Annotated in this window: 15 protein-coding genes and 1 pseudogene; 15 read left to right on the plus strand and 1 reads right to left on the minus strand. The window is 33.8% G+C overall.

The features are described 5' to 3' along the window. Positions 1–343: 343 nt before the first annotated feature. From KPL50_RS17565 to KPL50_RS17615, 9 genes and pseudogenes are all read left to right on the plus strand, one after another. Positions 344–1,162, plus strand: coding sequence for a hypothetical protein (locus KPL50_RS17565; protein WP_216299849.1), 819 nt, complete (start codon positions 344–346; stop codon positions 1,160–1,162). A 590-nt stretch (positions 1,163–1,752) separates the two neighbouring features. Beyond that, entirely contained in the window at positions 1,753–1,941 is a 189-nt protein-coding gene (locus tag KPL50_RS17570) for a hypothetical protein (protein WP_216299850.1), read from the plus strand. A 119-nt stretch (positions 1,942–2,060) separates the two neighbouring features. Continuing rightward, positions 2,061–3,040 (plus strand): annotated as a pseudogene (locus KPL50_RS27135) (IS66 family transposase). 274 nt (positions 3,041–3,314) lie between these two features. Continuing rightward, complete coding sequence (locus KPL50_RS17590) at positions 3,315–3,503, plus strand: BlaI/MecI/CopY family transcriptional regulator (protein ID WP_216299852.1); 189 nt, start codon at positions 3,315–3,317, stop codon at positions 3,501–3,503. Continuing rightward, positions 3,503–4,198, plus strand: coding sequence for a response regulator transcription factor (locus tag KPL50_RS17595; protein ID WP_216299853.1), 696 nt, complete (start codon positions 3,503–3,505; stop codon positions 4,196–4,198). Before KPL50_RS17590 ends, KPL50_RS17595 begins: the two co-directional genes overlap by 1 nt. A 347-nt stretch (positions 4,199–4,545) precedes the next feature. Next, positions 4,546–5,391: an ABC transporter ATP-binding protein gene (locus KPL50_RS17600; protein ID WP_216299854.1), complete on the plus strand. Its 846-nt coding sequence runs from the start codon at positions 4,546–4,548 to the stop codon at positions 5,389–5,391. Next, positions 5,342–6,271: an iron-hydroxamate ABC transporter substrate-binding protein gene (locus tag KPL50_RS17605; protein ID WP_216299855.1), complete on the plus strand. Its 930-nt coding sequence runs from the start codon at positions 5,342–5,344 to the stop codon at positions 6,269–6,271. Before KPL50_RS17600 ends, KPL50_RS17605 begins: the two co-directional genes overlap by 50 nt. A 129-nt stretch (positions 6,272–6,400) precedes the next feature. Then, the gene (locus KPL50_RS17610) at positions 6,401–7,402 is read left to right on the plus strand and encodes an iron ABC transporter permease (RefSeq protein ID WP_216299856.1); all 1,002 of its coding nucleotides are present in this window, start codon (positions 6,401–6,403) and stop codon (positions 7,400–7,402) included. Then, entirely contained in the window at positions 7,402–8,412 is a 1,011-nt protein-coding gene (locus KPL50_RS17615; RefSeq protein ID WP_216299857.1) for an iron ABC transporter permease, read from the plus strand. The genes KPL50_RS17610 and KPL50_RS17615 overlap by 1 nt, the downstream gene beginning before the upstream one ends. A gap of 170 nt (positions 8,413–8,582) precedes the next feature. Here the strand turns inward: KPL50_RS17615 and KPL50_RS17620 are convergent, their stop codons facing one another. Next, the gene (locus KPL50_RS17620) at positions 8,583–8,822 is read right to left on the minus strand and encodes a hypothetical protein (RefSeq protein WP_216299858.1); all 240 of its coding nucleotides are present in this window, start codon (positions 8,820–8,822) and stop codon (positions 8,583–8,585) included. 820 nt (positions 8,823–9,642) lie between these two features. Here KPL50_RS17620 and KPL50_RS17625 point away from each other — a divergent pair. From KPL50_RS17625 to KPL50_RS17650, 6 genes are all read left to right on the plus strand, one after another. Next, a complete protein-coding gene (locus KPL50_RS17625; protein WP_216299859.1) occupies positions 9,643–11,373 on the plus strand; it encodes a peptide ABC transporter substrate-binding protein in 1,731 nt (576 codons plus the stop codon). Between the two features lie 70 nt (positions 11,374–11,443). Then, positions 11,444–12,400 carry an ABC transporter permease gene (locus KPL50_RS17630; RefSeq protein WP_216299861.1) on the plus strand — a complete coding sequence of 319 codons (957 nt, stop codon included), beginning with the start codon at positions 11,444–11,446 and terminating at the stop codon, positions 12,398–12,400. Between the two features lie 15 nt (positions 12,401–12,415). After that, complete coding sequence (locus tag KPL50_RS17635) at positions 12,416–13,333, plus strand: ABC transporter permease (protein ID WP_216299862.1); 918 nt, start codon at positions 12,416–12,418, stop codon at positions 13,331–13,333. Between the two features lie 13 nt (positions 13,334–13,346). Continuing rightward, complete coding sequence (locus KPL50_RS17640; RefSeq protein ID WP_216299863.1) at positions 13,347–14,369, plus strand: ABC transporter ATP-binding protein; 1,023 nt, start codon at positions 13,347–13,349, stop codon at positions 14,367–14,369. Beyond that, complete coding sequence (locus KPL50_RS17645; protein ID WP_216299864.1) at positions 14,369–15,337, plus strand: ABC transporter ATP-binding protein; 969 nt, start codon at positions 14,369–14,371, stop codon at positions 15,335–15,337. Before KPL50_RS17640 ends, KPL50_RS17645 begins: the two co-directional genes overlap by 1 nt. A 64-nt stretch (positions 15,338–15,401) precedes the next feature. Then, positions 15,402–15,752 (plus strand): hypothetical protein, encoded by a 351-nt coding sequence (locus tag KPL50_RS17650; protein WP_216299865.1) that lies wholly within the window; start codon positions 15,402–15,404, stop codon positions 15,750–15,752. Positions 15,753–15,909: the final 157 nt, after the last annotated feature.

Here is a 15,909-nt window from a genome sequence, read left to right on the forward strand (position 1 = left end):
TACTATACATATTCGACATAAACATCAAAAATCCTTTTTGAATTAAAAAATTGCTCAAAAAAAACGTCATCTCAAAATTGATGACGTTTCTTATAGTTTTTCAGTGGCCTCGGGTAATAGCCGAGGTATTTTTTTATAAAAGGAAGTAGAATGCGTGTGTAGGAAGTTTGTTGAACAATATGAGAATATTACGAAGTAACTATTGAGATTTAAAATAGAAAAAGTGATCTTTGACAACTGAATAATACGGTATTATAAAGTAGAATAAATTGCTCGAAAAATAGCTTTTGTATAAAGATATGGTATAATATTTTAAAATAATTTCATGAAGGAGCGAGGTGTTTTGAAAACAACAAATCATTTTTCAGATATATCTAGACATAAAAATGATAGCGAAATATACCAAAAGTTAGATGTTTTTTTATCTCATGATATTGATACTATATTTAGTGCAATTTATAACGCTTATGTGAATAAGAGTGAAGGTAGCCCATTTGATGAAGTAAATACAAGAAGTTCTAATAATGATATTGATGAATTCTATGACAGGGTATATGGAGGAGTTCAAGGTTCAATTAAGGCAACTTTTTATAGTTTAGATATCTTCCTGAATTACACAGAATTTTTGAAAATGAAGGCTATAGAACAAATAAAACTTGTGGATGAAGAAACATGTGCAATTTGTTATCCGACTGACAATAAAATAACATACGAATTCGAGAATTTTATTACTCATTCTCAAATGCTTATTGATAGATTGACTTGGTTTCTAGCGTACTATTTTGAATTTAAGATTAAGTATTTTTACCAACTGAATAATTTTTTAAAAGAAATCGAAACTTCAAATACCAGAGCTGCCAGGGTACGGGTAGCAATTAAAAAACATAAAGATATTTTGTTCCCTTTGAAAATTCCATATGGTAAAGATGGAGAGCAAGAGGCCTTAAGAAATATTATTGAGCATAGAAAAGAATTGATGATTGGTGTTCTCAGTGTAAGTTTTAATCAAAATAAAGAACCTAAATTAATATTTTCAAATAGTATTTTAACTAGTAATGAAGCTAAGGAAGCTGATAAATGGCTTATAGAAAGATTTAATGATTTGATTAATGCAGTACAAGAAATTTTAATTGCATTTTTTAATATTAAAGTAGATATGTAATTATAGAATACCGTATTATTCAGAAATGGATTTTACGGTATTTTTATGTCGTAATTCAAAAAAAATGTGCAACAATTTCTATTTAAATAAGAAATATGAAGTTATCTCCTAAGTACTTTGATTGTAAGCGTAAAAGAATTGACGCATAGATAGTTAATGTATGCTTCTTCTTAAATCTGTTACGCCGCAAGCTAAATATACAGTATTAATCTTATCAATATTTAGCATGATTTACTTAGTTCTCTCAGTATATTTGATAATAGTGCTATTTCATTTGCCGGTATATATATAATAGCTTTACCAATCTCGATTCTTATGTCGTTATATCCTTTCACACAATTGTTTACTGTTTTGAAGTTGGATTCTTCATTATTTATTACTATAGCATGAAATGTTGGTTTGCTTGATTGTTCAAATTTATTTTTATAATAATAGAACTGGCTCTTGCTAATATTATTTTCTTTACAAAAACTGGTTACAGTTCCTTCATAAGAAGAAAACTTTTCTAAAATACCTCTCCAGGTTACATCATTAAATTTCTTGTGCCATTATAGATGACCTCCTATTCTTACTATCTATAATTTTAGCAAATGTACTCTTCTTATGTAGGAAAGAAAGACAAGCTCGATAATTTAGAAAGAGTAGTTATCGAGCATAAGTTAGATAAAGATAAAACTAATTGTGATAAGTGCAATGGACAATTAGTTGTTATAGGTACAAAATCAAAGGAAATTCTAAAATATAAACCAGCGGAGAGATATATATATAGGAACATATAACCTATAGCTACGCTTGTAAATCCTGCGAAGAAGTTGAGGGTAAAGCAAATATAATTACTACAAAAGCACCTAACAGCTTTCTATATAAAAGCATGGCATCCAATGAATTAATAAGTTATATGATAAATCTTAAATATCAATATGCGATACCTCTTTATAGACAGGAAGCCTATTTCGATATGCTTGGTGCAAATCTTTCTAGGCAAACGTTGTCCAATTGGATAATGGGTGCTGCAAAAGAGTTTGAACCTGTCTACGACACGAGGAGGAACTATTAAAAGGCCATTATGTCCAGGCCGATGAAACAACCGTAGTAGTTGTCGACTCTAAGGGAGAAGATTCCAAGGCTAAAAAATATATGTGTTTATACAAAACTGGTGAATATAAAGATCCAATCATTTTGTATGACTATCAAAAGACAAGATCAAGCTCCTGCCCGAAAGGATTTTTAAAGGGGTTTTCTGGAATAATTTAAACAGATGGTTACGCCGGTTATAATTATGTAGAAAATGTAAAAAGGCTATACTGTTTGGCTCATATTAGGAGAAAATACTTTGATATAGTTACAAAACTAGATAAAGAAGCCCTAAAAAATTCACGAGCAGTTATAGGGTTTAATTTTTGCGAGCAACTTTATAAAATCGAAAAAGATTTAAGAGAGAAATATGCTGGTGAAGATGATTACTATGAAAAGCGCTATGAAACAAGACTTGAAAAATCAGCACCGATTATTGAAGAATTTATAAAGTCATTAGGCGCAGCCTTAGAATATAGCCGAAAGCTATTACCGAGTTTCAGAATTTTTTTAACTAATGGATCCTTAGAAATTGATAATAATACATCTGAAAGAGCAATAAAACCTTTCGTTGTTGGTAGAAAAAACTGGCTTATGTGTACAAGTGCAACAATATATAGTGTAGTAGAAACGGCTAAGGCAAATGGGTTAGTGGTAGAAAAGTATTTAGTGTATTTAATGGATGTGTTGTGTAATTTAGAAAACAAGGATAACAATACGCTATTAAAATATATGCCTTGGTCCAAGGAATTACCTGAAACCGTAAAACTTCAAAATAGGAATCTTCATGGCAAAAAAGATTAAAATAAAATCCGGTAGAAAAGCACTTGCTTCTTACTACTGGATTTAGTTTATCAAAGAATTTCCTGAAAATACATACGGAGAATTTTTGACGCTTACGTTTAAATGATCAATAATATGTAAACATAAAACATCTACAAACTTTAGATTTATGAAAATTGTTTTAAATATTTAAATTTGGGATAAATGTATAGTAAAGTTAATCTTTTTTTCAATCGCCTTTTATAGTGTGGGACGCAAAAATACCCACGACCTAGACTATAGGAGGTGAGTATCAATGGAAAGACGGTATTATTCACTCGTTTCAAAGGAAGATTATCTCCAATTTGAAACTGGGAATTTTGTTGAGCAATACCATGAAAATTCATTTATCAGTCTGCTATCGACGCTTCATCAAGACAAGGAATTGACTGACGAAGATTTAGGCGACTTGCAAGAATGGATAAGGAAAAGGAGGTCTGACTAATGCCACGGATATTTTTGGTTGAGGACGATAAGGCAATCGCTAAAAACCTTATGCTTTTGCTCCGCACGGAGAAATTTGCAGTCACCCACGCCCCTACGCGGGGTGAAGCCATTGCCGCGCTTGCCGGGAATAAATTTGACTTGGCGTTGATTGATATTTCTTTGCCTGACGGAAATGGCTTTATGGTTTGCACGGAAATCAAAGAAATGCAAGATATTCCCGTTATCTTTCTGACGGCTTACGGCGATGAGGGGAGTGTTGTTACCGGGCTGAACATGGGCGCGGACGACTATATCACCAAGCCTTTTCGTCCGCCTGAATTGATTGCGCGAATTGGAACCGCCTTGCGAAAAAGCGGGCGTTCTGGGTCGGCTTTTGAAATCCGCGGGCTTTATGTCGATACGGCAAGCGGTGTTGTGAAAAAAAACGGCAACGAAGTTTTCCTTTCAGCATTAGAATACCGCTTGTTGCTGGTGTTTATTAGCAACCACAAAAGTATTATCACGAGGGGCAGGCTACTTGACGAATTGCGGGACGCGGCGGGCGAGTTTGTCAATGACAATGCATTGACCGTGTACATCAAACGCTTGCGGGAGAAGATAGAGAACAACCCAGCAAGTCCGCAAATAATTCTGACCGTTCGCGGGACGGGGTATAGACGATTGTCTAGATGTTTATTACCCCATACAATTTAGCGATATTAAAATCATAAGCTCCATTAAAAAAGTCGCTAAATTGTATCAAAATCATAGTTATTAGACATACATAAACAACAATTTTGATACAATGGAAAACCCTTGAATTCAGGGGTTTTCGTTGTTTTTTGGTAAAATGCAGTGTGAAAATTGAGCTTGAAAACACAAAAGTTTGCATTGAATAGAAATAAATGCATACCCCTATGGATGGACATTAAAATTATACTTGAATTTAAATTTCAATTGGAAATTATTGTTGACATTGATTTAGAAAGCAAGTAGAATGTAAAGGTGATAAAGATTATCATTTTCAATTGAAAATAAGAATTAAAAGTGGGAGGGATAAATTGACGCGTCTATATACAGAAAATATATCTATTGGCTACGGGGATCATTTGATTGTAAAGGATCTAAGTGTAAAAATACCTGAAAAAAAAATAACGACTATTATAGGAGCAAATGGTTGTGGAAAATCTACCTTGCTTAAAGCTATAACACGTATTATTTCAACTAAAACTGGAACTATTGTTTTAGATGGAAAAGATATTTTGAAAGAAGATACAAAAGTTTTGGCGAAAAAAATATCAATCCTACCACAAACACCAGAAGGTACTGATGGTATAACTGTAGGAGAATTAGTTTCTTATGGACGTTTTCCTTACCAAAAAGGCTTTGGCAGGCTTTCCAAGAAAGACTATGAAGTTATTGAGTGGGCATTAGAGGTCACAGGAACTATGGATTATAAATATAGGTCAATAGATGAGTTGTCAGGAGGTCAGCGCCAAAGAGTCTGGATTGCAATGGCTCTAGCACAAGAAACAGATATTATCTTTCTTGACGAACCTACAACTTATTTAGATATGGCTCATCAGCTGGAGGTGTTAGAGCTTTTGCAAAAACTGAATTTACAGCAGCAGCGTACTATTGTAATGGTGCTTCATGATTTAAATCAAGCGGCGAGATTTGCTGACTATATCGTGGCACTAAAGGATGGAAAGATAGTGAAAGCAGGAAGCTGTGAAGAAGTGATAAATAAGGAAGTGCTTATGGAAGTATTTAATATTGATGCTGAAATAGGTATCGATCCAAGAACTAAAAAGCCTATGTGTATAACATATAGCTTAATTAAAGGAGATGAAACAATTGAAAAAAATACTTGTTCCAATGTTGCTAATAATTGTTCTAATTATTAGTGGGTGCAGTAAGCAGAATTCCTCAAAGGTTGAAACTACAACATCCTCAGAAGTTGTAAGTAAAACTAATACATATCAATCAGAAAACGGTGCTATTGAGGTTCCAGAAAATCCTCAGCGTATAGTAGTATTATATGGTACTTTATCAGGTCATGTGATGGCTCTAGGCGGAAATATTCTAGGAGTAGAGGAATGGTCAATGGGTAATCCAAGATATAAGCAGTACTTAACTAACGCCGTAGAAGTTTCAGATGAGAACATAGAAAAAATAGTTGAATTAAAACCAGATCTTATAATTGCAGGATCAACAAGTAAAAACCTTGATAAACTTGCAAAGATAGCTCCAACAGTTTCATTTACATATGGTAAACTTGATTATCTGGCTCAGTATATAGAAGTTGGAAAACTTATGAATAAAGAAAAGCAAGCTAAGGAATGGGTAGATAATTTTAAAGCAAAAGCAAAGAAAGCTGGAGAAGACATCAAAGCGAAAATAGGTGCTGATGCAACTGTTTCTGTTATAGAGGGAGATAATAAGCAACTTTATGTTTACGGAAACAATTGGGGAAGAGGAACTGAAATCCTATATAAGGAAATGGGATTAAAAATTCCTAAAAAAGTTGAAGAAAATGCTTTAAAACCAGGATACTATGCAATATCTTCAGAAGTTCTTCCACAATATGCTGGTGATTACATGGTGTTCTGTAAGAATTCTGCAGGAGATAACTCTTTCCAGAAAACAGATACTTATAAAAATATTCCAGCAGTTAAGAACAATAGAGTTCTTGAAGTTGAAGCTAATGGATTTTACTTTAATGATCCAATTTCTCTAGATTATCAATTAGATACATTTATTAAATATTTTTCAGGAATTAAGTAGGACTAAGAAAACAGATAAAAACAGATTATCGTTTTTATTTAGATTATAAATCCTTTTTATTATAGGCGAGGGATTCAGAGCTTGAAGAATTCCTCTTCTTTAATTATACGGAGAAAGGCATGATTTAAGATGAAAGAAAGCAAGGGATTCAAAAGTTTTAGTTTTAAATTTTTAATCGTAGTAATATTATTCATATTTGCATTTATGCTTTCAATGATACTTGGCGCCGCAGAAGTATCAATTAAAGATGTGTTGCTTGCAATAACCACGAACATAAAGAGTGATAAGATTTTAATAATAAGAGAAATAAGGCTTCCAAGAGAGATTGCTGCAATATTTGTTGGTGCAGCATTAGCAGTTTCAGGAGCTATAATGCAAGGTATTAGCAGAAATCCATTGGCAGATCCAGGACTTCTAGGACTAACAGCTGGGGCAAATGCAGCCCTTGCAATAATTATCGTATTTATGCCTTCTGCCAATTACGTGGTGATTTTGATTTCCTGCTTTATAGGTGCAGCAGTAGCAGTGTTTTTGGTTTTTGGTATAAGCGCTTCAAAAAAAGGCGGTTTTTCACCACTTAGAATAGTCTTGGCAGGTTCAGCAGTATCGACATTTTTATATGCAGTTGCCCAGGGGATACAGATTTATTTTAAAGTATCAAAGGATGTAACAATGTGGACATCTGGCGGACTTATAGGTACCTCATGGGATCAGCTTGCTATAATTGTTCCATTTATTTTAGTTGGTATAATTACAGCCATAGTTCTTTCCAGGCAATTGACCATATTATCGTTAAGTGAAGAGGTCGCAGTAGGGCTTGGACAAAAGACTACCGCAGTGAAAGCTCTTCTTTTCATTGTAGTAATTCTTCTGGCAGGAGCTGCCGTAGCTCTTGCATCAAATTTAGTATTCATAGGACTTATAGTTCCTCACATTGCCTATTTTGTCGTTGGAAGGGATTATAGATTTGTGATTCCTATATCAGCTGTCTTTGGAGCTACACTTATGCTTTTTGCTGATACATTAGGTCGCACTATAAGTGCACCTTATGAGACTCCTGTGGTTGCAATCATATCTGTAATAGGGTTGCCATTTTTCTTATTTATTGTGCATAAAGGAGGAAAGAACTGATGATTATAGATAAATCTCGGCTTAGAAAGCAAAGGATTGTTTTATTGTCACTATTGTTGCTTATAATTTTAACTATAATACTTAGTATGGGAATTGGAGCTTCCTCTCTTTCTTATGATAGTTTGATCCCAACTCTTTTAGGCCGAGGCACCATGAAAGATGAGTTTGTATTATTTGAACTAAGACTTCCCAGAATAGCAATAACGCTACTAGCTGGTATGGCTCTAGCATTATCTGGTTCAATTTTACAGGGCATAACCCAAAATGAATTAGCTGACCCTGGCATCATTGGAATAAATTCCGGTGCAGGAGTTGCAGTGACTGTCTTTTTCTTATTTGTGCCAATAAATGCAAAAGAATTTTCTTATTTGATTCCTTTTGTAGCCTTCATTGGAGCACTGATCGCAGCTATAATTATATATGTACTTTCCTACAGAAAAGGTCATGGGGTACAGCCTATAAGATTAGTGTTTTTAGGAGTTGGCTTTTCAATGGCCCTATCAGGACTGATGATAGTTATAATATCATCGGCGGAAAGGACCAAAGTTGAGTTTATTTCTATGTGGTTATCGGGAAATGTATGGGGAGTTGACTGGGTTTTTGTGCTGGCAATTCTTCCATGGTTATTAATTCTAATTCCTTTTACTCTGTATAAGGCAAATAAATTAAATATTATAAGGCTAAGCAGAGATGTGGCTGTGGGTGTGGGGATATCCATCGAAAGAGAGAGGATTCAGCTTCTCTTATCAGCAGTGGCACTTTCAGCCTCCGCTGTTTCTGTCACAGGCAGCATATCATTTATTGGTCTTATGGCTCCTCATATAGCAAAAGCTTTAGTTGGATATAGAAATCAAATGTTCATTCCAATAGCGATTTTAATAGGTGGTTGGCTGCTTTTATTTGCAGACACTGTTGGTCAGCATTTGATAGAACCTAACGGAATACCAGCAGGAATAGTTGTATCTATAATTGGAGCACCATATTTTATATATCTGCTGATGAAAAAGTAATTTACAATACCACAGGAATGGGAAAAGCATATATAGAAACTAACCAACTAATCTTAGACCTAAATACTTTTATTAAAAATGAATCCCAAAAGCAGAGGTTATCAAGTCTGTGCTTTTGGGATTTTTGCTTGGGAGAAAGTGCAATATGAGCTAAATCTAATAATTAAGGGTTACTTGATATCAATTCTATAAGCCTTAAGGGTTCTTTTAATATATGTTAAAGTCTTTTCAACTGCAATTTCTACTGTATAGTCATTTTTCCCACTTAACAATCTAGACAACATACCTTCATAAATAAGGACATTCATTTCATTAATTTCAGTTAGGTCTTCTTCTTTAAAGAAACCTTCAACAGCGGCCGCTTTTAAGACGTTATAATCTCTTACATTGATATTATCTTCAAAAAGCATGGGTTTGAATTAGTAATTTTAAAATGCTAGCTATTAAACTAACAAATACAATCATTCTAAATAACTAAACATGACCAATTTAAATATATGAGCCACTTTTAAAGCAGTGTTCCGCCATAAAATAAAGGGATAAAAAATCATAATGGATGGAACAAACATAGCTTTTGTTTAAAAGAGAAGCAGTAATATTAGCTCATCAAAAAGCTTATAAAAAATTCTGCAGGAATAAAAATTATATAGTACTTGGATAGTTGTTAAAAATTTTTTATATTACTATTGCAAGTTGGAAAATTAATCTATATTATAGAATATAATAGAATAATTTAGTAAAATTAACTGTAATTAATAACCAATAATGCGATTATTGTGGTTATGATGTTTCTATATAATTAATGGGGAGGTAAGAATTAAAGTGATAAAATCATTAGGATATACGCCTTTACACCTAGCGTAAGGGCTATACGAAGGTTTTCAATATTTATTATATATTACTATTGCAAGTTGGTAAATTAACCTATATTATAGAATATAATAGAATAATTTAGTAAAATTTACTTCGAGTAATCATCAATAATGCAATTATTATGGTTGTGATGTTTCTATGTAATCAATGGAGGTAAGAATTAAAGCACTAAAACAATATAGAGTATTTTAGTAAAATTTACTGTAAAAAATAACCGATAATGCAATTATTATGGTTATGATACTTCTACATAATTAATTGGGGTAATAATTAAAGTGCTAAAATCATTAGGATATATTCTCTTACACTAGTGTAAGGTCTATATAAAGGTTATCAATATTTTAAGGGGGGTATAAAATGAAAACAAAAAGGATGCTTAGCTTACTGCTAGTATCAACACTTCTGTTAACTATTGCAGTGGGTTTTACGGGGTGTAAAAAAGACAAAGCAGCAGTTTCAACAAATGCTGACACAACAAAAACTAGCACAGAGGCTAAAAAGGATGATGATCAACATTTAAATTTAATCTTGGTTCAACCAGTTACGCTAGATCCAAATGAGGCACAAGACATGGATGCTTTCACAGCAATAAATGCGCTTCAAGAAGGATTAGCAAGAGTGAAGAAAGTAGATGGAAAAGACTCTATAATACCAGCAGGAGCTACAAAGTGGGAAATATCTACGGATGGATTAACTTGGACTTTTCACTTAAGAGATTATAAATGGAGCGATGGTGTTCCAGTTACTGCTGGGCACTACGTAGATTCATTTAGAAGATTGTTGAATAAGGATAATGCCTTTGCATATGCCTACTTCGCATATGAAATAAAAGGTGCTGAAGCTTTAAACGCTGGTACTGGAAAGCCAGAAGATCTTGGGGTAGTGGCTAAAGATGATAAAACCTTAGTTATAACTTTAGCTAAACCTACACCATATTTCGAGAAAAAATTAGCAATGAATTGTTTCTTTCCAATAAGACTTGATGTTATAGCAAAAGGTGGAGAAAATTGGAAAACAGACTTTACAAAACAAGTTTATTGTGGACCTTATATAATAAAGGACTGGGTAAAAGAAAACAGTTTGACATTTGAAAAGAATCCTACTTATTGGGATACTGAAAACGTATACATTAAAACTGTAGAGATGAAGCAAATACCTGAAGTCTCAACTCAAGCTCAATTATTTGAAAGTAAACAATTAGATGTTACTGGAGCTAAACAAGATTATGTTGAAAAGTGGAAAGCAATGGCAAAAGAAGGTAAATTCGTATTTGACTCAGGGGAAAAAGCAAATACTGAGTACTTAGGCTTCAATAATAAGGGTGGTCCAAGCGGATTAATGTCAAATAAAAAGATAAGACTTGCAATGTCATTAGCCTTTGACAGAGAAGACTATGTAAAAACACTTCAAGGTAGATACACTGCAGCTTATGCATGGATTCCAAAGACAATAAAATCTGGAAAAGATGTGTTCAGAGATGCAACTAAAGAACCATTAAAAGATCTAGCAACTGAATATGTAAACAAGCCTGAAAAACTTCAAGCATTATTTAAAGAAGGACTTAAAGAGCTTGGAAAGGATACAACTGATTTAAGCAAGATAAAGATTAAATATATCACTACTGGAACATCTGCCGTTGCAAAGCAAGGTAATGAATGGTGGCAGCAAGAATTTAAAAAGAATTTAGGAATAAATCTAGAAGTAGAAGTATTTGCAAACTGGGGACTTCTGGTTCAAGCTAAAAAAGATTCGAAATTTGATGTTATAGAGAGTGGATGGTTTGGAGATTTCGACGATCCAATAAACTTCCTAGATTTCTTTGCAAGCACAGGGGATATTAACGTTTTGAAGTTTAGTAACCCAGCTTACAACAAAATAATTAATGATCTTACTACTGACGTAGACCCTGCAAGCAGATTGAAACAATATCAAAAACTAGAAGAAATACTAGTTAAAGATGATATTGCTTTCGCTCCAGTTTATTATGGAGATACAAGAAGATGCCTACAAAACTATGTTAAAGATTTCATGTATCCTGATTTTGGACCTACTTATGAATGGAGATGGGCATACACTTCAGGTAGATAATAGTAATTAAAATAATATGCACAGGAGGTCATTAAGATCCCTGTGCGTTATTTAAAAAGGAGAGAGTTTCATGATTCATTATACTATTAGAAGATTTGTGGAAATGTTACTTACGCTTTTTATCATCGCAACAGCTACTTTCTTTTTATTGCAAGCGGTGCCAGGTGACCCTCTAATTTCAAAAGTAGAAAAATTACCACCAAACATAAAAGCAGCCGTGTATAAAAAATACGGATATGATAAGCCAGTTGGAACAAGATATGTTAAGTGTATTACGGGTATGTTAAGAGGTGACTTTGGTGAATCTATAATTTTCCCTGGACAAACTGTGGGAACTATACTAGACACTAAGCTACCAGCCTCTGCAAGGCTTGGAATACAACAAATGGTATTGGGAATGACTCTTGGTATTTTACTAGGAATTCTTGCAGCTATGAAAAGAGGGACATGGATAGATTATGCCGTAATAAGCAGTGCTGTTTTACTTATTTCTGTACCCTCCTTCGTATTTGCGTTATTACTTCAAAAATGGTTCGGAGGAAATCTTGGATGGTTCCCAATAATAGGGTGGCCTAAGGGTAATGATTTATGGTTCGGTGGATGGAAATATACAATTCTGCCTACCTTAGCAGGTTGTTTTGGGTATATTGCATATTATTCAAGACTTTTAAAAACTTCTATGCTTGATGTTATTAATCAAGATTATGTACTAACTGCAAAGTCTAAAGGATTATCAAGTAAGCGATTAATAGCTAAACATATAATGAGGAACTCAATGATACCAATAGTTACAGTTCTTCCCATGAGTGTTGTTATGTGTATAACGGGATCGTTTTTTATTGAAAGAGTATATTCTATACCGGGAGTTGGACTTTATTTTATACAAGCGGTACAAGGTTTAGATCTTCCAATAATTATGGCAGACACTGTATTAACTGCGGCTATGTATCTATTTTGTGTATTTATGTCTGATATATTATATACAGTTATTGATCCAAGAATAAGACTTACAGGTGGAAAAAGATAAAGGGGGGAGTTATCAATGACAAAACTAAAAAAAGAAGAGTTTGAATTAATTGATTGTGAACAGCAAAATGCTGATCTGATAACAAGACCCAATATAACATATTGGGAGGATGCTTGGAGGAGACTTAAAAAAAATCCTATCGCAATGATATCTTTAGGAGTATTAATTCTATTAACACTATTGGTTATTATAGGCCCGTACATAAATGGCAACGACTTTAAGATAGTTGTTGGAAGCAAGAAGAATATAGCACCTTGTAGTGAATATTGGTTTGGAACTGATGGACTGGGAAGAGATTTATTCTCAAGAGTTTGGTATGGTGGTAGGGTGTCTATAGCAATAGGGTTAATTGCAACAGCTATACAGATAGTTATCGGATCCATATACGGTGGTATAATGGCTTACTTTGGTGGCTGGGTAGACGAGATTATGATGAGATTTATAGAAGTATTAACTACTATTCCAGGCTTACTTTTAACAATGTTAATATTGATAGTTTTAGGTAATAGTATTCCAACTTTAATTATAGCATTAACTATTACATCATGGTGTGGTAGTGCAAGAATGATAAGAGGACAGTTAATGCAACTTAGAGAGAGTGAATATGTACTTGCAGCTGAGGCCTTAGGTGCTTCTCCCACAAGAGTTATACTAAAACATTTACTACCCAACACAATAGGGGTATTGATATTAACTATTGCAACTAGCATACCAGGATATATATTTGCTGAAGCGGGACTAAGCTTTTTAGGAATGGGACTTCAAGCTCCAAACACAAGTTGGGGTGTTCTTATATCCTACGGGCAAGATTCAATGGCGTTTTATCCATATCAATTATTTGTCCCAGTATTTGCAATTTGTTTAACAGTATTAGCATTTAACTTGTTTGGTGATGGTTTAAGAGATGCACTTGATCCAAAACTTCGTCAATAGTAGGAGGCATATTATGGAAAAACTAATAGAAGTTAAAAATTTAAGAGTATCATATAATACTTATGCCGGTGAAGTACAAGCGGTAAGAGGCGCCTCCTTTAATGTAGAAAAGGGTGAATGTATAGCAATAGTTGGAGAATCCGGATGTGGTAAAACCGTTACTTCTAAGGCAATAATGGGACTTATACAAGCTCCCCAAGGTGTTGTTAAAGAAGGCAGTGAAATTATATATAATGGTGAAAATATATTGAAGTTTACTGAGAGACAGTGGCAAAATTTTAGGGGTGGGATATGTAGCATGATTTTTCAAGACGCTTTAACAGCCCTAAATCCAACTATGAAAGTTGGCAACCAGATTGCAGAAAATTTAATAATTCATAGAGGAATGAATAAGCGTGAGGCTTTAAGCGAAGCTTTAAAAATGTTACAACTTGTTGGAATTCCAGATGCTGATAAAAGGATTAATCAATATCCACATGAATTTTCAGGTGGTATGAGGCAGAGAGTTATGATTGCCATAGCATTAGCTTGTAATCCAAGTATGTTAATAGCAGACGAGCCAACCACAGCCTTAGACGTTACAATACAAGCACAAATTATAGATGTAATCAAAAATCTTCAACAAAAATTAGGAACATCCGTTATACTAATTACTCATGATCTTGGAGTGGTGGCTGACCTTGCTAATAGGATATTTGTTATGTACGCTGGAAAGGTAGTTGAGTCTGGAAATTTCGAGGAAATATTCTATAGCCCTAAGCATCCGTATACTTGGGCACTACTTAAAGCAGTACCAAGATTAGATCTTGAAAATAAGGAAGACCTAGTTGCCATTAAAGGTACACCACCTGATATGGTTTGTCCTCCAAAGGGGTGTGGATTTGCACAGAGATGTATACACTGTATGAAGATATGTTTAACACAGGAACCTCCCACATACAAGTTTGAATTAGACCACAAGGCCTCCTGTTGGCTTCATCATGAAATGGCTCCAAAGTTAGATCTACCCTTTGAAGTTGGCGGAGGTGCTTTATAATGCAATTAAATAAAAAAGAAGTAGTATTAGAAGTTAAGAATTTAAAAAAATATTTTGATGTGGGGAAAAATGCAGTTTTAAAAGCAGTTGATGATGTGAGTTTTGTAATAAGGGAAGGTGAAACAATAGGTCTTGTTGGTGAATCCGGTTGTGGAAAGACTACTTGCGGTAGAACTTGTATAGGGATGTATAATAAAACTGAAGGTAGTGTTCTATATAAAGGAAAAGATGTTCACAAGATACATGGTGCTGAAAAGAAAGCCTTTTGCAAAGAGGTACAAACAATTTTTCAAGATCCATATGCATCATTAAATCCAAGAATGACGGTTGGCGATATAATAGCAGAAGGAATTGATATTCATAATCTAGCTGCCAACGCTAAAGATAGAACAGATAGAATTCAGAGTCTTTTACAAAAAGTTGGACTTAATAAAGAACATAGTAATAGATTTGTTCATGAGTTTTCAGGTGGTCAAAGGCAAAGAATAGGAATAGCAAGGGCCTTAGCTGTTGAACCTAAATTTATAATGTGTGATGAACCTATATCAGCACTTGATGTTTCTATACAGGCACAGGTTGTAAACCTACTTATTAAACTTCAGAGAGAAATGGGACTTACTTATTTATTTATTGCCCATGATCTTTCAATGGTTAAGCATATGTCTGATAGAGTAGCTGTTATGTATCTAGGGGTTGTGGCCGAGCTTACAGAAAGTAAAGAACTTTATAAAAACGCTCTTCACCCATATACTAAAGCCCTTTTATCAGCAATTCCAATTGCTGATCCAAGACTTGAAAGATCAAGAAAAAGAATAATGCTTGAAGGCGATGTTCCAAGCCCAATAAACCCTCAACCTGGATGTAGGTTTAGGCAAAGATGTAGATATGCTATGAAGATATGTGGTGAGCAAACACCACTACTTAAAGAAGCAGCTCCAAATCATTTTGTAGCTTGCCATTTATATTAAAATAGTTTGTTACTTTAACGACATTTCAGCATCGCAGATGATGATTTAAGGAGAAGATAGCCATATGGACAAATTTTTAATTCTCATTAAGGATATAATTAAGTCAATAATATTAGGATTAATAATTTCCTTAATATTAATATTAATATCAACACTTGGAGCTATTTTAGTAAAACCAGGTAATATTAAAGGCACACTAGAAGTTGTCCGTAGTGCATTATTCATTGTAGCAGGTCTTGGCTTATTTGTTTATTCAGGATTTATCTTAAAGAAAGGAGCAAGAAGGCCACTTGAGAATGCTGAACAATGGAAGGAAAAGTTTCAGGTTTTAACTTTTTTTAACGTACTATTGATTGTCAATATAGTAATTCTAAGTTCTGGTATTGTAATTGATAATATAAGATATTATATGTAGTGGTATCTGAAAATAGTATTAAGTAGAGAGTGGCTTATATAATTTTAAGCTATGCTCTACTTTTTTAATTTACATTTTTTGTGCTGTGTACCTACCAGAGAAATCATTGAAATTAGTTGTAAAAAGTGTTATGATATCAATAGTAAACTCAGTAGAA

This window comes from Clostridium sp. CF012 (genome assembly GCF_018861755.1).
In the GTDB taxonomy this organism is placed as follows: domain Bacteria; phylum Bacillota; class Clostridia; order Clostridiales; family Clostridiaceae; genus Clostridium_AD.